This window comes from Lentzea pudingi, from assembly GCF_014646255.1.
GTDB lineage: Bacteria > Actinomycetota > Actinomycetes > Mycobacteriales > Pseudonocardiaceae > Lentzea > Lentzea pudingi.
Genome location: NZ_BMNC01000001.1, coordinates 1245821 through 1261841, shown reverse-complemented (window position 1 = coordinate 1261841; position 16021 = coordinate 1245821). Strand labels below are relative to the sequence as shown.

18 protein-coding genes are annotated in these 16021 nt (G+C 69.5%); 9 read left to right on the top strand and 9 right to left on the bottom strand.

The annotated features are described in order from the left end of the window. Positions 1-15: 15 nt before the first annotated feature. The gene (locus IEY88_RS05735; RefSeq protein ID WP_229693107.1) at positions 16-2016 is read right to left on the bottom strand and encodes a putative bifunctional diguanylate cyclase/phosphodiesterase; all 2001 of its coding nucleotides are present in this window, start codon (positions 2014-2016) and stop codon (positions 16-18) included. Positions 2017-2088: 72 nt separating this feature from the next. Then, positions 2089-2430: a hypothetical protein gene (locus IEY88_RS05730; RefSeq protein WP_030475304.1), complete on the bottom strand. Its 342-nt coding sequence runs from the start codon at positions 2428-2430 to the stop codon at positions 2089-2091. Positions 2431-2727: 297 nt separating this feature from the next. On the opposite strand from IEY88_RS05730, the gene IEY88_RS05725 reads away from it, so the two are divergent. Both IEY88_RS05725 and IEY88_RS05720 read left to right on the top strand, forming a co-directional pair. Beyond that, positions 2728-3489 (top strand): glycerophosphodiester phosphodiesterase family protein, encoded by a 762-nt coding sequence (locus IEY88_RS05725; RefSeq protein ID WP_229693106.1) that lies wholly within the window; start codon positions 2728-2730, stop codon positions 3487-3489. Between the two features lie 54 nt (positions 3490-3543). Continuing rightward, positions 3544-4956 carry an MFS transporter gene (locus tag IEY88_RS05720; protein WP_189153433.1) on the top strand — a complete coding sequence of 471 codons (1413 nt, stop codon included), beginning with the start codon at positions 3544-3546 and terminating at the stop codon, positions 4954-4956. Here the strand turns inward: IEY88_RS05720 and IEY88_RS05715 are convergent. Then, entirely contained in the window at positions 4953-5831 is an 879-nt protein-coding gene (locus IEY88_RS05715; protein WP_189153432.1) for a hypothetical protein, read from the bottom strand. The two genes, IEY88_RS05720 and IEY88_RS05715, sit on opposite strands and share 4 nt — an antisense overlap. Beyond that, the gene (locus IEY88_RS05710) at positions 5828-6175 is read right to left on the bottom strand and encodes a PadR family transcriptional regulator (RefSeq protein WP_229693105.1); all 348 of its coding nucleotides are present in this window, start codon (positions 6173-6175) and stop codon (positions 5828-5830) included. Before IEY88_RS05710 ends, IEY88_RS05715 begins: the two co-directional genes overlap by 4 nt. 995 nt (positions 6176-7170) lie before the next feature. Here IEY88_RS05710 and IEY88_RS05705 point away from each other — a divergent pair. Next, positions 7171-7926 carry a thymidine kinase gene (locus tag IEY88_RS05705; RefSeq protein WP_189153431.1) on the top strand — a complete coding sequence of 252 codons (756 nt, stop codon included), beginning with the start codon at positions 7171-7173 and terminating at the stop codon, positions 7924-7926. Between the two features lie 238 nt (positions 7927-8164). Beyond that, a complete protein-coding gene (locus tag IEY88_RS05700; RefSeq protein WP_030466135.1) occupies positions 8165-8509 on the top strand; it encodes an RNA polymerase-binding protein RbpA in 345 nt (114 codons plus the stop codon). A 70-nt stretch (positions 8510-8579) separates the two neighbouring features. On the opposite strand, the gene IEY88_RS05695 is transcribed toward IEY88_RS05700, so the two are convergent. Continuing rightward, a complete protein-coding gene (locus IEY88_RS05695) occupies positions 8580-9221 on the bottom strand; it encodes a TVP38/TMEM64 family protein (RefSeq protein WP_189153430.1) in 642 nt (213 codons plus the stop codon). Between the two features lie 30 nt (positions 9222-9251). Here IEY88_RS05695 and IEY88_RS05690 point away from each other — a divergent pair, with 30 nt between their 5' ends. From IEY88_RS05690 to IEY88_RS05675, 4 genes are all read left to right on the top strand, one after another. Beyond that, positions 9252-10076, top strand: coding sequence for an aldo/keto reductase (locus IEY88_RS05690; protein ID WP_189153429.1), 825 nt, complete (start codon positions 9252-9254; stop codon positions 10074-10076). Positions 10077-10084: 8 nt separating this feature from the next. Next, the gene (locus IEY88_RS05685) at positions 10085-10672 is read left to right on the top strand and encodes an SMI1/KNR4 family protein (protein WP_189153428.1); all 588 of its coding nucleotides are present in this window, start codon (positions 10085-10087) and stop codon (positions 10670-10672) included. Between the two features lie 3 nt (positions 10673-10675). Next, positions 10676-11110, top strand: coding sequence for an SMI1/KNR4 family protein (locus IEY88_RS05680; RefSeq protein WP_189153427.1), 435 nt, complete (start codon positions 10676-10678; stop codon positions 11108-11110). 191 nt (positions 11111-11301) lie between these two features. Then, positions 11302-11727 carry an MgtC/SapB family protein gene (locus IEY88_RS05675; RefSeq protein WP_229693104.1) on the top strand — a complete coding sequence of 142 codons (426 nt, stop codon included), beginning with the start codon at positions 11302-11304 and terminating at the stop codon, positions 11725-11727. Here the strand turns inward: IEY88_RS05675 and IEY88_RS05670 are convergent. The 3 genes from IEY88_RS05670 to IEY88_RS05660 all read right to left on the bottom strand — a co-directional run bounded on the left by IEY88_RS05670 (position 11724) and on the right by IEY88_RS05660 (position 14392). Continuing rightward, entirely contained in the window at positions 11724-12032 is a 309-nt protein-coding gene (locus tag IEY88_RS05670; protein WP_089951850.1) for a DUF1540 domain-containing protein, read from the bottom strand. The genes IEY88_RS05675 and IEY88_RS05670 overlap by 4 nt on opposite strands. Before the next feature lie 108 nt (positions 12033-12140). Then, a complete protein-coding gene (locus IEY88_RS05665; protein WP_189153426.1) occupies positions 12141-12926 on the bottom strand; it encodes an amino acid ABC transporter ATP-binding protein in 786 nt (261 codons plus the stop codon). Then, positions 12923-14392, bottom strand: coding sequence for an ABC transporter substrate-binding protein/permease (locus IEY88_RS05660; RefSeq protein WP_189153425.1), 1470 nt, complete (start codon positions 14390-14392; stop codon positions 12923-12925). Before IEY88_RS05660 ends, IEY88_RS05665 begins: the two co-directional genes overlap by 4 nt. Before the next feature lie 67 nt (positions 14393-14459). Here IEY88_RS05660 and IEY88_RS05655 point away from each other — a divergent pair, with 67 nt between their 5' ends. Beyond that, positions 14460-15239: an alpha/beta fold hydrolase gene (locus IEY88_RS05655; protein WP_189153424.1), complete on the top strand. Its 780-nt coding sequence runs from the start codon at positions 14460-14462 to the stop codon at positions 15237-15239. Here the strand turns inward: IEY88_RS05655 and IEY88_RS05650 are convergent. After that, positions 15223-15975 (bottom strand): class I SAM-dependent methyltransferase, encoded by a 753-nt coding sequence (locus IEY88_RS05650; protein WP_189153423.1) that lies wholly within the window; start codon positions 15973-15975, stop codon positions 15223-15225. The genes IEY88_RS05655 and IEY88_RS05650 overlap by 17 nt on opposite strands. Positions 15976-16021: the final 46 nt, after the last annotated feature.

The window sequence follows — 16021 nt, the reverse complement described above, 5'->3', positions numbered from 1 at the left end:
TCGGGCGGGCGTGGATCAGGAGCGCGCCCCATCCTCTGCTCCGACCACCTGAGACGACAATGCGCCATTCGGCGGCATGCGCTCCGCACTCACCACATCACGCAACGGCACCGGCCGGCCCAGGTGGAAACCCTGCCCCACCCGCACCCCCAGCTCACGCAAAGCGTCCACCTGGGACGGACGCTCCACCCACTCCGCCACCGACGACAACCCCAGCCCGTTCGCGATCTGCACGATCCCCGACACCAGCACCGCGTCCGCCGCGTTCGTCTCGATGCCCTTCACGAACTCACCGTCGATCTTGATGCCCGTGATCGGCAGGTGCTTCAGGTGCACGAACGACCCGAACCCCGAACCGAAGTCGTCCAGCGTGATCCGGCACCCGAAACCACGCAACTGCGTCGCCAGCGTCACCGCCGCGTCCAGGTTCGTCACCGCCGCCGTCTCCGTGATCTCCAACCCCAGACGACCCGGCGCCACCCCGGCCGACCCGAGCTTGTCCAGCACGAAATCCCCGAAATCAGGATCCTCCAGCGTCCGGCCCGACACGTTCACGTTGAACCGCAACCGCGGATCCGGCCGCGCCACCAACGCGTCGATCGCCGTCGTCAACACCCACCGGTCCACGTCCAGGATCAGGTTCGACCGCTCCGCCACCGGCAGGAAGTCCGCCGGACCCAGATACGGCTCCTGCCCGTCCTCCAGCCGCAGCAACAACTCGTGCCCCAGCACCGCGCCGGTGTGCAGATCCACCATCGGCATCCCGTACAGAGCCAGACCCCCACCAGCCAGCGCCGCCCGCAACCGGTCCAGCACACTGACCCGCTTCACCGTGTCCGCGTAATGGTTCGGCTCGTACACCGTCACCCGGTCCCGGCCCGCCGCCTTCGACGCGTACAACGCCAGATCCGCGTTCGCCAGCACCAACTCCCACGAATCACCCGGACCGAACTCCGCCAGCCCCGTGCTCACCGTGATCCGCGCCGGAGTACCGATCCCCGCCAGCGGAAAACCCGCCACCGCGTCCCGCAACCCGTCAGCCACCAGAGACGCGTCCTTCGGCGACGCCCCCGGCAACACCACCGCGAACTCATCACCACCCAGACGAGCGATCAACCTGTCACCCAAACGGGACTGCAGCGCACTCGCCAACATCCGCATCACCCGGTCACCCACCGCATGACCACGCAGATCGTTGACATCCTTGAAGTTGTCCAGATCCAGCACCAGCAACGCACCGGAACCATTGTTCGCCAGCTCCTGCTCCAACGCCCGCGTCAACGCCCGCCTGTTCGGCAACCCCGTCAACGGATCCTGCTCGGCCATCCTCACGAGCTCGTCATGCACCCGCGACGACTGCGTCACGTCGTGCGCCGTCCCCAAAGCCCTCAACGGCGTGCCGTCGTCCCCCACGACGACCTCACCGAAGCACTCGAACACCCGCTCCTTGCCGTCCGGCCGCAACATCCGATGCGTGTACGTGAACACCGAACCCGTCTTCAGAGCCGCGTCCAGCGTCTCCTCGATCATCGGCAGATCGTCCGGGTGCACCAGCTGCGAGTACATCTCGAAGTCGAACGCCGTCCCCGCCGCGAAACCGAACATCTCCAGCAACGTGTCCGACCACGTCACCCGGTCCTCGCGGATCGACCACTCCCACGTCCCCATGCGACCCAGAGCCTGCGCCCGCCGCAACGCGTCCGCCTCCTGCGTCACCGTCAACTCACGATCACGCCACGCCGACACGTCCACGACCTCGTACATCAGGTCGTCACCCAGCCGCGAACACCGCACCTCGAGCCACTTCGGACCCGGCACCAGCACTTCCCGCACCGGCGCCGGCACCTCGGGCACCCCCGGCAGCAACGCGGGCAACGACCGCCCGTACGCCTGCTCCACCGGAACCCCCAGCACAGCACCCAACGCACGGTTGCACCACAACAGGTTCCCGCGCGAATCCGTCACGGCATAGCCGACACCCGCTCGGTCCAGCACCGTGCGGCAGTAGGAGGTCACGCGCGTCATGATCGTCCGATCACCGGACGTAAGCAACCCGCTACGCCGGTCAGTTCGCTGTTGTGCGAACGGCTATCGCAGCCGCTCCAAACCCTTCGCCGACTCCACCAGCTCCGCCGCCAGCTTCCTCAGCTCCTCGTTCTCGGCCCCGTCCTGCGCCGCCGTCACCACGTCCTCCGCGGCACACCGCAGCTGGAACAACCTGTCCTGCAGGTCCGCCAGCTCCGCGGTGCTGAGCACCACCGCGTCCTCCGGCAGACCACCCCGCTGCAACGCCGCCCTGCGCTCGTACGCGCGCTGACGACACGGCTGCGCGCAGTACCGCCGCGGCCGGCCGATCCGCCCGCTCCCGGGCAACCGCCTCCCGCACCACGCACAGTGCCTGGGCTCATCCGCCTCCATGGAGCGCTCCATGGCGCGCGACGGTAGCGAATGGTGGCGGGTGGTCTCCAGCGACGCGCCAGAAAGCCCGACCTTCGTAGGGAACCGGACAGTACCCGGCGGGCCGTTCGTGGCGCTTTTGGGTGGGGTTTGATCAACTTCCGTCGCTTCCCGCCCGCTCCTGTGCGAGTTCGGGCCGCAGTTCGCGCTGGGACGAACAGCCGATGGGTTTGACTTCAGGCAACACTGAAGCGATAGAGAAAAAGAAGATAGTGTGTCGCCACCCACTGTCCACCCCTGAGCCACTGCCGGAAGGCAGACTCACCCCACGTGACCCACCCCTACCTCGCAGGCCCGCGCCCCCGCGCCTTCGCCCACCGCGGCTGGCACGTCGACGACCTCACCGGCATGGAGAACTCCCTGAGCTCCTTCCGCCGGGCCGTGCAGGAGGGCTACCGCTACATCGAGACCGACGTCCACGCCACCGCCGACGGCCACGTCGTCGTCCACCACGACCACACCCTCGACCGCACCACCGACGCCCGCGGCATCGTCTCCGAACTCCCCTGGACCGACGTCAAACGCGCCAACGTCGGCGGCCGCGAACCCATCGCCCGCCTCGCCGACGTCCTCGAAGAACTCCCCGACACGTTCTTCAACATCGACGTCAAGTCCGAGAACGCCGTCGAACCCATCATCACCCTGCTGCGCAAAGCCAAGTCACTGCACCGCGTCTGCCTCGCCAGCTTCTCCGACAACCGCCTCGCCCGCCTCCGCAGGATCGCCGGACCCCAACTCCTCACCTCCATGGGCCCCCGCTCCGCCGGCGCCCTCTGGGCCGCCGGACGCCTCCCCCTCGCCGGACTCGCCGTCCGCGGCCAGGTCGCCCAGGTCCCCGTCAGCCAGGGACGCCTGCACATCGTCGACCGCCGCTTCGTCCGAGCCGCCCACCGCAGATCCCTCGAAGTGCACGTCTGGACCATCGACGACGCAGCCGACATGCGGGCACTTCTCGACCTCGGCGTCGACGGCCTCGTCACCGACAGGCCCGACGTCCTGCGCGAAGTTCTCCAGTCGCGCAACAGCTGGTAACAGGTTGGGCAGCCGATCATCGACCGTGTCGGCGGACAAGTACAGTCCGCCGACATGAAGAGCAAGGGCGACGACGCCACCGACGTCGACAACGCCGGGCGCCGCAAGAAAGAACAACGCGGCTGGGTCTGGTACGACGTGGCGAACTCCGTGTTCCCCACGTCGGTGATCACCGTCTTCCTCTCGCTGTACCTCACGAGCATCGCCACCAACGCGGCCAAGGCCGACACCGCGCTCAACGGGACCAACCCGTGCGCGAACGACAACGCCTTCGCCAACTGCGACGTCACGATCCTCGGACTGCAGTTCCCCTCCGGCTCGCTGTGGGGCTACCTGCTCTCCATCGCGACCGTCGTGCAGGTGATCGTGCTGCCCGTCATGGGCGCCATCGCCGACCGCACCCAGAACAAGAAGAAGATGCTCGGCTTCTTCGCCTTCACCGGCTCCGCCGCCACCATCGCGCTCGCCGCAGTCGAAGGCACCAACTGGAAGCTCGGCGTCGTCTTCTTCATCCTCGCCAACATCTGCTACGGCTCCAGCGTCGTCGTCTACTACGCCTTCCTGCCCGAGATCGCGACCCCCGACGAACGCGACGCCGTCTCCAGCCGCGGCTGGGCCTTCGGCTACCTCGGCGGCGGCGTCGCCCTCGCCATCCAGCTCGGCATCACCCTGTCCGCCGACTCCCTCGGCATCACCTCCGGCGACGCCGCGCGCATCGCGTTCGTCATCTCCGGCATCTGGTGGGCCGCCTTCACGATCATCCCGCTGCGCGCCCTCACCGAGCACCAGCGCCCGCACGGCGGCGAACAGGGCGCCTCAGTCGTCTCCGCCGGCTTCAAGGAACTCGGCACGACCCTGAGGCAGGCCAAGGCCTTCCCGCTCACGCTCGCGTTCCTCGGCACCTACCTCATCTACACCGACGGCATCGCCACCGTCGCCAATGTCAGCGCCCAGTACGGCAGCGTCGAGCTCAAGTTCACCCAGCAGACGCTGATCACCGTGATCCTCATCGTCCAGTTCGTCGCCTTCATCGGCGGCGTCCTGCACGGCTACGTCGCCAAGCGCGTCGGCGCCAAGAAGACGATCCTCGGCTCCCTCGTCGTGTGGATCGTCGTCATCACCGCCGCGTTCTTCGTCGAAGCAGGCGACGAGACCTCGTTCTACCTCGTCGCCGCCGGCATCGGCATCGTCCTCGGCGGCACCAACGCCCTGTCCCGCAGCCTCTTCAGCCAGATGGTGCCGCCCGGCCGCGAAGCCCAGTACTTCTCGCTCTACGAGGTCGGCGAACGCTCCACCAGCTGGCTCGGCCCACTGGTCTTCGCCGGCGTCGGCCAGGCCACCGGCAGCCTGCGACCCGCCATCCTCGCCCTGATCATCTTCTTCGTCGCGGGCTTCATCCTGCTGATCTTCGTGCCCGTCCGCCGCGCCATCAAGGCCGTCGGCAACGAAGAACCCGCACTCGTCTAAGCCACCCGCGGCGCCGCTTTCGGGCGGCGCCGCACCGGCAACACCACCGCCAGCACGAGCAGGACCGCCAGGAAACCGGCCGGCACCAGCAAGTTGCCCGAAGGCACCACCAGGTACAGCAACGACACCAGCTGCAGCAGTGCGAACAACGACAACGCCCGCCCCAGCACGAAGTCACCGCGCACGAACACCACCACCCGCACCACCACGGTGATCAACGCGACCGCGAACAGCCCGGTCGCCGCGGACAGCCCGCCGACCACCCCGACCAGCACCGCTCCCCCACCCCACCACACCAGCCTGCGCGCCGGCGGAACCGGCGCCTCCCGGTGAAAACCGAGACACAGGCACACGAACGTCACCAGCGACGGCAACTGGACCATCCCCCACCACACCGCGTAGCCGGAATCCTCCAGCGAACCCACCGCGATCACCACGAGCGACAACGGCACCGCCGCCGCGACCTTCGCGAGCGTGCGCCGCCCGCCCAGCAACGCCGCGAACGCCACGACCGGCGCCAGCTCCAGGAACCTCCACCACGGCTCCTGCGGCCCGGCCACGAGGCCCACCACCGCCGCCATCGCGTAGAACAGCCCGAGCAACAACCCGAGCATCCCCAGCGCCCGCACGACCTCGCCGCGCCACACCACCCTCGCCGGCACACCCGTGAACGCCGCCCCCGCCGCCAGGTGCGTGCGCACCGCGAGCCCGAGCACCGCCCACGTCTCCCCCCACCCCGGCCAGCTGTGCTCGAGGTCGAGGTCGTCGTCCCGCTCGGCCAGGAAGATCCCGACCATCTCCTCCTCGCGGTCCCGCCGATACCACCGCGGCAACACCTTCAGCAGCGCGCGGTACCGCCGCTCCAGATTCCTCACGCCCGACCCACCCACGCCTGCACCCCTCTCCCCCGCAGCACCGCGCTGGCCGCCCGCACGTTGGCACTCAACCGCGCGACCTCCGCCTGCAACGCCCGCACACCGGAGTCGGTGAGCTTGTAATAGCGCCGCAGCCGGCCCTGGTGCACTTCTTCTTTGTCGCGTTCGGCCAGCCCGTCGGCTACCAGCCGGTCCAGCACGCCGTACAACGTGCCCACCCTCAGCACCATCCGCCCCTCCGACAGCTGCTCGACCGCCTGCACGATCGCGTACCCGTGCAACGGCTCTTCCGCCAGTGCGGTGAGCACCAGGAAGCTCTGCTCGGACATGACCCGACCACTCATGTCTCGGAATATATCGCGGCGCGAGCTATATCGGGAAGCGGAACGACAGGGTGGAGTTGGTTTTAGTCGACACTGAAGGTATCGAGTAGGTCGAGTGATGGCGATGGTGCAATCGGTTCGTGGCGCGCTATTGGACGAGCGGCGTTGGGCGGTCGCGCGAGCACTGGTTCGAAGCTGCCGACGGGACCAGCCGGCACTACCCGGCAGCGAACTGTGCAACTCCCCTGCCTGCCACGCCTCCACCCACCGCACCCCATGCCCCGCCGCCTCGCCACTCACCGCCCCCGCCTTGCCGCGGCACCTCTGCCCTGCCGCACCCCTGCCCTGCCGCACCCCTGCCCCGTCGCACCCCTGCCCCGTCGCACCCCTGCCCCGTCGCACCCCTGCCCCGTCGCACCCCTGCCCCGTCGCGCTTCTCCCCTGCCGCACCCCTTGCCGTGACCCACGCGTTGCCCGCTGCACCTACCGCCGCCACCCTCACCGCCCCGCCACCCTCACCGCCCCGCCACCCTCACCGCCCCGCCACCCTCACCGCCCCGACTAGCCGTTGCACCCCTGCTCCGCCGCACCTCTTGCCCTGCCGCCCCGCCGAACTCACCGCTCCGCCTTGCTGCGGCACTCCTGCCCCGCCGCGCCTCTCCCCTACCGCACCTCTGCCCGCTGCACCTACCGCCCGCCGCGCCCTTGCCCCACCGCCGCGACTTTCCGTCGCACCCCGCCCACCGCAGCAGCTCGACCCGATCCCGAGACGAGACGTCTCATCTCGCGTCCCTGCAATCCTCCCCCGATCACGACGCCTCACCACCCTGAGTCGACCCGCTCCTCAGTCAACACTGAAACTATCGAGTGACCCGATCCCAGAAGATGTTTGAGGCGCCCCCACAGCGGCTATGTCGTCGGAAAACGGCTGGTCGCCCGCGACTCGCCCGGCGCCGGAGGGAGACAGACCGTGGGGATTCCTCATGATCGGGATCCAGGCACTAGGGTGACCCGCCGTGGACGCCCTTCCCGATCCGACAGACGCCCTTTCCGCTGTACCTGTCGCTGGTTCCCGGCGCTCGACGCCGGTGGTCGGGCACCTCAAGTTCTTCTTCGGTCCCATGGACTGCGGCAAGTCGACGCTGGCGCTGCAGATCGACCACAACAACTCCCGCCAGGGCCGGCGCGGGCTGCTGCTCGTGCGCCACGACCGGTCGGGGCGGCCGCAGATCTCGAGTCGCATCGGCATCACGCGCGAAGCCGCGGAGATCCGCGACGACGATCTCCGCCGGCTCGTGCGGGCGGAGTGGGCCGAGGGCCGGCGCGTGGACTACCTGATCGTGGACGAGGCGCAGTTCCTCACTCCCGGACAGGTCGAGCAGCTGGCGGAGCTCGCGGACGACGTCCAGGTCGACGTCTACTGCTTCGGGCTCGCCACCGACTTCCGGGGCGAGATGTTCCCCGGATCGCAGCGGTTGTTCGAGCTCGCCGACGAGTTGAAGGCGATCCAGGTCGAGGTTCTCTGCTGGTGCGGGGTGCCGGGACGGTTCAACGCACGGGTGCGGGCCGGCCAGGTGATCCGGGCCGGGGACACCGTTCTGGTCGCCGACACGGCGACGGACACGGAACAGCACCGATCGGGTACAGAGAGCAACGGTGTGGGCGACACCACGGAAACTACTGTGCGCTATCAAGTGCTTTGCAGGCGTCACTTTAGGTTGGGCGACCTAGGCCCTGACGTCGCACAAAGTGGTCAGCTTCGGTTGGCATAGGCGACTACCCACCGGGTCCGTTGGGCCATTAGAGTGATGCATGAGCGCAGGAGCTTGATAACGCGTCACGATCCTGTGGCGATCGCATCCATTAGTAGGAAGCCTTCGTTGACGAGTGAACGACGTCACTGTGGGCGACCATGAGAGCGAGCCGGAAACAAACGGAGCAATCCGGGCGTTGCACACGGTGAGCAAGAAGCCTGGGCCCCGGCCCTGAGCCGAGCGAAAGGACACCGCCATGGCCGACCGCGTTTTGCGTGGAAGCCGGCTCGGAGCAGTCAGCTACGAGACCGACCGAAACCACGATCTCGCTCCGCGCCGGGCAGCGCGGTACGCCTGCCCGAAGGGACACGACTTCGAGGTCCCCTTCTCCGACGACGCCGAGTTGCCGCCGACCTGGGAATGCCGCCTCCACGGCACCGAGTCGAAGATCATCGACGGTGTCGAGCCGGAGGTGAAGAAGGTCAAGCCGCCGCGCACGCACTGGGACATGCTCCTGGAGCGCCGGTCCATCCCCGAGCTCGAAGAGCTGCTCGACGAGCGCCTCGAAGAGCTGCGCGGACGCCGGACCCGCACGGCCTGATCCACACCAGACGCGTCAAGCCGTCCCGGTCTCCCGCCGGGACGGCTTTTTGCGCACCTCGTAAAGGCCTCTAGGAGGCCCGTACGGCCGATGTGATCAAGTTCCGGCCCCACCACAGGCCCACAGCCGCCAGCACGGCCCAGATCGCCAACGCGACGATCGAGCGCGGTGAGCCGAGATCGCTCAGCGCGTCCCCCAGCACCGCGGCGAGCACCGTCGAGGGCACCAGCCCGAGCGCCGTGCCGAAAGCGAAGTGCCTGCCGCGCACGGACGTCACGCCCGCACCGTAGTTCGCCAGTGTGAACGGCAGGACGGGCAACAACCTGATCACGAGCGTCGCCTCGACTCCCCGGCGCGCGAAGACCCGTTCCAGGACCTGCAGCCGCTCCCCGAGCCAGCCCTTCACCGTGTCGCGGCCGAGCCCGCGGGCGATCGTGAACGCGATCAGCGCGCCCGCCGTGAACCCGGCGATCGCCAGCGCGCTCCCCCACCCCACGCCGAACAGCAGTCCCGCCGCCGTGGCGAGGACCGGTTTCGGGAAGAACACCGCCGTGCCGAGCGCGCACACCGCCACGAACACGACCGGCGCCGCATTCCCCGCGCCGTCGACCAGGGCACGCAGCTCGGTGCCGTCGGGCAGGTCGACGAGCTGCGCCGCGACCGCCAGCGCGACGACGAGCAGCAGCAACACGATCAGGCCCGCACGTCGCATCAGACCAACGTACCCGGCAAGCTGGAGCGCATGACCGTGCTGCTGCCCTCCGGCGAGACCGTCCCCGCGCTCGGCATGGGCACCTGGATGATGGGCGACGACCCGGACCGGCGCGCCCAGGAGCTCACCGCGCTGCGGACCGGCCTGGACCTCGGTCTGACGTTGGTCGACACGGCCGAGATGTACGGCTCCGGCGCGTCCGAGGAGCTTGTGGGCGAGGCCGTCGCCGGTCGGCGCGACGAGGTGTTCCTCGTGTCGAAGGTGCTGCCGTCCAACGCCTCCGCCGCCGGGACGGTGCGCGCATGTGAAGCCTCACTGCGGCGGCTCGGCACCGACCGCCTGGACCTGTACCTGCTGCACTGGCGCGGCGGCGTGCCGCTGGCCGAGACGCTGGACGGGTTCTCGGCGCTGCTGGCCGCGGGCAAGATCCGCCACTGGGGCGTCAGCAACCTCGACCTGGACGACATGCGCGAGATCACCGCGTTGCCGGGCTCCTGCCAGACCAACCAGATCCTCTACAACCTCTCCCGCCGCGGCCCCGAGCACGACCTGCTGCCGTGGCACGCCTCCACCGGCATGCCGGTCATGGCCTACTCCCCCGTCGAACAGGGCAGGCTGCTCGGCGCCCCCGCCCTGGCCTCGGTCGCCGCACGGCACGGCGCCACCCCGGCCCAGATCGCACTGGCCTGGGTGCTGCGACTCCCCCACGTCAACGCGATCCCCAAGGCGAGCACGGCGGAACACGTCCGCGAGAACGCGCGAGCGCTCGAACTCCGCCTCTCCCCCGACGACCTCGCCGAGCTCGACCAGTCCTTCCCTCCCCCTGCTGGGCCGGAGCCGCTCGCCATGCTTTAGTTCCGCGGATGAGCTGGACCGACATCGAGGGCTGGGTCGGCGAGAACGCCCCGGTGCTGCACGCCGCGCTGCTCCCGCCGTCGTCCGCTGTGGACCTCACGGACGCGGAGGAGTCCATCGGGTACGCGCTGCCGGCCGACGTCTGCGCGTGGTGGCGCCGGTTCGGGGGCATCGGCGAGACGTACACGCACTGGCCGCTCATCCCGACGATGTGGCAACCGCACGGCCTCACCACCGCGCTGCGCCTGCGGACGCTGATGTCGGAGGCGATCAGCGGCATCGCCTTCACCACGCTCGGCGAGGAGAAGGACTACGAGGCCGTCGCCCTGCGGGAGCCCGCCGGAACGCCCTGTGTGGACATCTGGCTGCCCGCGTGGCTCCCCGTCGCCGCGGACGGGTCCGGGTGGGAGCTGTTCGTGGACCTGCGCGGCGGGCCGCGGCACGGGTGCGTGATGGAGTGGGACAAGTACAGCGGCGCGGACAGCGAACCGTTGTGGCCCAGCGTCTCCGCGATGTTCGACGACGCTTCGCGGTCGTTGCGCGGCGAGACCGGGCACCGCGTCGTGTTCGAGCGCAACGACTTCTACTGGGCGTGAACCGTGCGCGTCGAGGACACCTGGGCACGGCTGGAGGAACGACTCCGGGTCGGCGCCCCGGCGCTGCACGCCGCGTTGCTGCCGCCCGCCGACGTCCAGATCCCTGGACTGCCACCGGAGCTGGCCGCGTGGTGGCGGGTCTTCGGCGGGGTCGATCGCGCGGCGCTGGGCGACGAAAGCCCGCTCCTGCCGCCGTACTGGCATCCGCTTCCCGCGCAGGCACCGGCTGACGGCCGGGTCGCCATCGCCGTGGACTGCTACGAGCAGGACGAGCTGTTGTTCGTGGATCTCGGCGACGGGCGTGTCTTCTGCGACGAGATGCCGTGGTGGGACGGCGTCGGCGAGATGCTCGAGCGCGTCCTGCGGGTGTTCGAGTCCAGCCGCGACCCGGTGTACCGGCTGTTCCGCTACTCGGACGGCCACATCCGCTGGGAATGAGACGCGCGTCCCACTCCCACACCGGGTTCACGCCCGGACGGGTAGCGTGAGTCCCCGGTCTCAACACCAGCCACGAGGAAGCGAGGTGAGCGACACATGCCAGGCGACAGTAGCCCGCGCAGGTCTTCCCACCTCGCACGCTGGTAGTTCTGGCGTGTGACGCCACCCCTGCACGCAAGGGGAGTCACACGATGCACGTCTTCGACATGACGCTGCGCATTGCCGAGAGCATGGGCCTCGGCGCGTTGATCGGTTTCGAACGGCAGTACCGCTCGCGCATGGCGGGACTGCGCACCAACGCCCTGGTGGCGGTGGGTGCCGCGTTGTTCGTCCTGCTGTCCGCGCAGGGCTTCGACGGCCAGGGCGACCCCACGCGCGTCGCCGCGCAGGTGGTGTCCGGCATCGGGTTCCTCGGCGCGGGCGTGATCCTGCGCGACGGGCTCTCGGTGCGCGGGCTGAACACCGCGGCCACGCTGTGGTGCGCGGCTGCGGTGGGGTCGCTGGCGGGCGCCGGGCTGCACGTCGTCGCGGCGGCCGGCACGGTGGCGATCATCGCGGTCAACGTCGGCCTGCGGGAGCTCGGCCGGGCCGTCGACCGCAAGGACGAGGAGGCCTAACGCGGCTGGTACGTCAGGCAGTTCGCGTGGTGCCCGCCTTCGCCCTGGCCGACCCGCACGCTCTGCGCCGTGCACTCCAGCGAGGCGTTGTGCACGCAGTCGGTGCGCGAACAGGCGCCGACCTGGGCGACGACCTTGTCCAGGCCGCCCTTCGTGCCGAGCGGGATGAACGTGCCGCAGTCGGCCGCTCCGTTGTCACCGCGCACGGTGATCGCGAATGCGTGGCAGCCGTCGTGGTTGTAGGAGCAGTCGCTCACGGTGCAATCGTGGACTGCGGGCATCGCCGGGTTCTCGAGGGTGGTCATGTCCGCTCCTGCCGTGGTGGGAAAAGGTTCGGTGATCCGGACCATGCCACCACGGCAGGAGCGCCGCAATTCGGGAGGAATTAGGCGAGCCTATCCTCAAGAATCATTTCAGCCGTGGTCCAGAACGCGTCGCAGGAACCGCCGGGTGCGTTCCTCGCGGGGGTCTCCGATCACCTGACCAGGCGGTCCGTGCTCCACGATCACCCCGCCGTCGAGGAACAACACCTGGTCCGCGACCTTCTCGGCGAACCGGATCTCGTGGGTGACGATGACCATGGTCCACCCTTTCGAGGCAAGGTCTTTGATCACCGCGAGCACCTCCCCCACCAGTTCGGGGTCGAGTGCGGAAGTGGGTTCGTCGAACAGCACCACGCGAGGTTTCAAAGCGAGCGCACGGGCAATACCCACACGTTGTTGTTGTCCGCCGGAAAGTTGATACGGGTACGAATCAGCTTTGTCCGCGAGGCCCACCTGGTCGAGCAGAGCCCGCGCTTCCGCCACCACCTCCTCCACCGGACGCTTTTGGGCGACGACCGGGCCCTCGGTGAGGTTCTGCAGGACGGTGCGGTGCGGGAAGAGGTTGTGCGACTGGAAGACCATGCCGCTCTGGGCACGCAGGCGCGCGCTCTCGTCTCGGCCCGCCTTGCCCGGTGGCAGGGCGGAGAAGTCGACCGACACGTCGTCGATGCGGACGACGCCGCTGTCCGGGGTGTCGAGGGCGTTCAGCGAGCGCAGGAGCGTGGTCTTGCCGGAACCGGACGGTCCCAGCAGGACGGTGGAGGTGCCGCGCGGGGTGGCGAAGTCGATGCCGCGCAGCACGTCGAGCGAGCCGAAGGACTTGCGCAGTCCGGTCACGTCGACGCGGATGTCGTCTGGGCGGATGTCGTCGGTCATGCGATCACGTACCTGTTCAGCCTGGTCTCCAGTCGTTTCTGCGCGGCGGACAGCGCCACGCAGACCACCCAGTAGTAGAGCCCCGCGAACGAGTACAGGGCGAGGAACTCGTTGCTCTCGGCCGCGGCCAGCTGGGACTCGCGGAAGAGCTCGGTCAGCAGCACGACCGAGCCGAGCGAGGTGTCCTTCAGCAACGACAGCAGCGTGTTCGACAGCGGTGGCACGGCGGTGCGTGCGGCCTGCGGCAACACGATGCGGCGCAACGTCTGCGCGTAGCCGAAGCCGATCGTCGACGCCGCCTCGAACTGGCCGCGCGGCACGGACAGGATCGCCGAACGGATCACCTCGGCCGCGTACCCGGCGACGTTCAGCGAGAACGCGACGACCGCGGCGGTGAACGGCGGGAACTTCAGGCCGATCTGCGGCAGGCCGTAGAAGACGATGAACAGCTGCAGCAGCAACGGGGTGCCGCGGATGATCGAGATGAACGCCCGCGCGAGCCCCGACAGCACCCGGTACGGCGAGATCCGGGCCAGCGCCACCAGGAGTGCCAGCGCCAGGCCGATCGCGAACGACAGCGCGGTCAGCGGGACGGTGACCTTCACCAGGCCCACGAACATCGGCCACGCCGTCGCGCGCAGGATGTCCCACGTACTGCGCTGGCCGCGTCCCTCCGAAAGGTCCGCGGCACCGCCGTTCTCGACGGACACGTCGGCCTTGAAGTATTTCTGCGAGATGCCGCGCAACGTGCCGTCGGCCTTCAGGGCGTCGATCGCCTGGTTGGCCTGCGCCAGCAACGCGGAGTCGGCCTGCCGCAGCGCGAGGACCTGCTCGCTGCCCGCTTGTCCGGCGTCACCGGCGATCTCGACGTCCTTCGAGCCGGTGGTGGCGAGGTAGTCGAGGACGGCGATGTTGTCGTTGACGATGGCGTCGACGCGGCCCTGCTGCAGCAAGGCGGCGGCCTGCGCGAAGCCCTCGACGGCCTCCACGTTCGCGCCGGCGTCGCGGGCGACCTTCGCCCAGTTGCTGGTGCTGGACTGGGCGGTGGTCTTGCCGCTCAGGTCGGCGATCGACTTGATGCGGTCGTCGCCGGTGCGGCGCACGATCACGCCGCGCGAGTAGGTATACGTGGTGGACAAGCCGTATTTCGCGGCCCGTTCGGGGTTGCGCGACACCTGGTTCGCGATGAGGTCGATCCGTCGCGCGTCGAGGGCGGGGAAGATCGCGTCCCACTGCGTCTCGACGAACTCCAGCCGCCAGCCGGCCTTCGCGGCGATCGCCTTGACGACCTCGATGTCGTACCCGGTCAGTTCCTGGGTCCGGGGGTCGTGGAAGGAGAACGGCGGATAGGTGCCCTCGGTGCCGACGCGGACCAGCGGTGGTTGCTCTTGTTGCGCGTTCGCCGGTGCGGGGACGACGATCAACAGCAGCAGGAGCAGCACCGCGCCCCTGAACACTTGTCGCATCGGGGCAGGGTAGAGCGAACCGGGCAGGCGGTGCTGAAGATCCACTATGCGGGACGGGGTGTGCGGCATGACCACGGTGACCACCGCGGAAGGGCAGCTGGTGTCCTACGTGGACCACGGCGGTGACGGCCCGGCCGTCGTGCTGCTGCACAGCTTCCTGATGGACGCGACGATGTGGGCACCGCAGGTCGCGGCGCTCGGCGACCGCTTCCGGCTGATCGCGATCGACGAGCGGGGCCACGGCGGCACGCCCGCGACCGGGCCGTTCGACCACTGGGACGTGGCCCGCGACGCGCTCGCGGTCCTCGACTCGCTCGAGGTGGGCGGCGCGGCGGTCGCGGGCACCAGCCAGGGCGGGTTCGTGGCACTGCGGATGGCGTTGCTCGCGCCGGGGCGGGTCACGGCGCTCGCGTTGCTCGGCACGTCCGGTGAGACCGAGGACGAGCAGATCTCCGCCGCGTACCAGCAACTCGCCGAGGTGTGGATCGCGCAGGGGCCGGAGACGGTGATCGAGGCGGTCGCGAAGATCTGCCTGGGCGAGTACGACCCGTCGGCCTGGACGCCGAAGTGGAGCGCGGTCGAGCCCGAGCGGCTGCGGCTGATCATGAACGCCCTGGTCGGCCGCGAGAGCGTGCTCGACCGGCTGCCGGAGATCGGCGTGCCGGCCCTCGTGCTGCACGGCACCGCCGACCTCGCCTACCCCGTCGCGAAGGCCGAGGCCCTGGTCGCTGCGCTGCCCGAGGCCGAGCCGCTCGTGCTCGTCGAGAGCGGCGCGCACTTCCTGAGCCTCACGCACGCCGCGGACGTGAACCCGCACCTGGAGCGGTTCCTCAGCGCGACCCTCTGACGGCCCACGCCTTGGCGGTGAGTTCGATCGGACCGTGCTCGGGCAGCCGGGAGCGGAGCAGGTCGCGGACGGCGCCGAGCTGCTCCGGGGGCAACGTGGCCGCGTAGGCGGGCGCCGCGCCCGCGCCGCCCAGGAACGGGCTCCAGAAGTCGTCGAAGTCGCGGAACACCGTGGGCACGACGATGCCGGTCACCTCGACGTCACGCAGCCCGGCGCCGGCCCACAGCGCGCGCAACGGGCCGGGCGCGCTCACACTGCTGAAGCGCAGGCCCTCGTCGCGTGAGGCCGCGGCGGGGTCGACGTCCTTCGCGGCGTCCCAGAACAGCCGCATCATCCGCATCCCGCTCGTGTAGTCCCACAGGTACGAACCGACGTACGGCGCGGCCTGTGCGAACTCCCCGACCGCCTGGACCACGTCCGGCACGAACGTGAGGACGAGCCCGCTGACCACGACGTCGGCAGTGCGTCCACCCAGGTCGGTGGCGGTGCCGGCCTCGAACGTCGCGCCCGGCACGCGTTGCCTCGCCAGGTCGAGGAATCCCTCCGACGGGTCGATGCCCGTGATCGCGGCCGGCTGCGCGTGCGCCAGCACGGTCCCGGTCAGCGCGCCCGTACCGCAGCCGACGTCGAGCCACGTCCGGCCGGGCGGCACGCCCAGCCAGCGCAGGAACTCGACCGCGACCGGCCTGCTCCACCGGCCCACGTAGCTCTCGTAGGCGTCGCCGAAACTCCACATGGCGTCGACGGTAACCCCGAGCGGACCCCGCGGAATTAAACGGGGG

Coding starts and splice junctions, on each gene's coding strand:
- IEY88_RS05730 (WP_030475304.1), bottom strand. CDS start 2,430: ATGGAGCGCTCCATGGAGGCGGATGAGCCCAGGCACTGTGCGTGGTGC.
- IEY88_RS05720 (WP_189153433.1), top strand. CDS start 3,544: ATGAAGAGCAAGGGCGACGACGCCACCGACGTCGACAACGCCGGGCGC.
- IEY88_RS05710 (WP_229693105.1), bottom strand. CDS start 6,175: ATGAGTGGTCGGGTCATGTCCGAGCAGAGCTTCCTGGTGCTCACCGCA.
- IEY88_RS05700 (WP_030466135.1), top strand. CDS start 8,165: ATGGCCGACCGCGTTTTGCGTGGAAGCCGGCTCGGAGCAGTCAGCTAC.
- IEY88_RS05695 (WP_189153430.1), bottom strand. CDS start 9,221: ATGCGACGTGCGGGCCTGATCGTGTTGCTGCTGCTCGTCGTCGCGCTG.
- IEY88_RS05690 (WP_189153429.1), top strand. CDS start 9,252: ATGACCGTGCTGCTGCCCTCCGGCGAGACCGTCCCCGCGCTCGGCATG.
- IEY88_RS05685 (WP_189153428.1), top strand. CDS start 10,085: ATGAGCTGGACCGACATCGAGGGCTGGGTCGGCGAGAACGCCCCGGTG.
- IEY88_RS05675 (WP_229693104.1), top strand. CDS start 11,302: ATGCACGTCTTCGACATGACGCTGCGCATTGCCGAGAGCATGGGCCTC.
- IEY88_RS05670 (WP_089951850.1), bottom strand. CDS start 12,032: ATGACCACCCTCGAGAACCCGGCGATGCCCGCAGTCCACGATTGCACC.
- IEY88_RS05665 (WP_189153426.1), bottom strand. CDS start 12,926: ATGACCGACGACATCCGCCCAGACGACATCCGCGTCGACGTGACCGGA.
- IEY88_RS05660 (WP_189153425.1), bottom strand. CDS start 14,392: ATGCGACAAGTGTTCAGGGGCGCGGTGCTGCTCCTGCTGCTGTTGATC.
- IEY88_RS05655 (WP_189153424.1), top strand. CDS start 14,460: ATGACCACGGTGACCACCGCGGAAGGGCAGCTGGTGTCCTACGTGGAC.
- IEY88_RS05650 (WP_189153423.1), bottom strand. CDS start 15,975: ATGTGGAGTTTCGGCGACGCCTACGAGAGCTACGTGGGCCGGTGGAGC.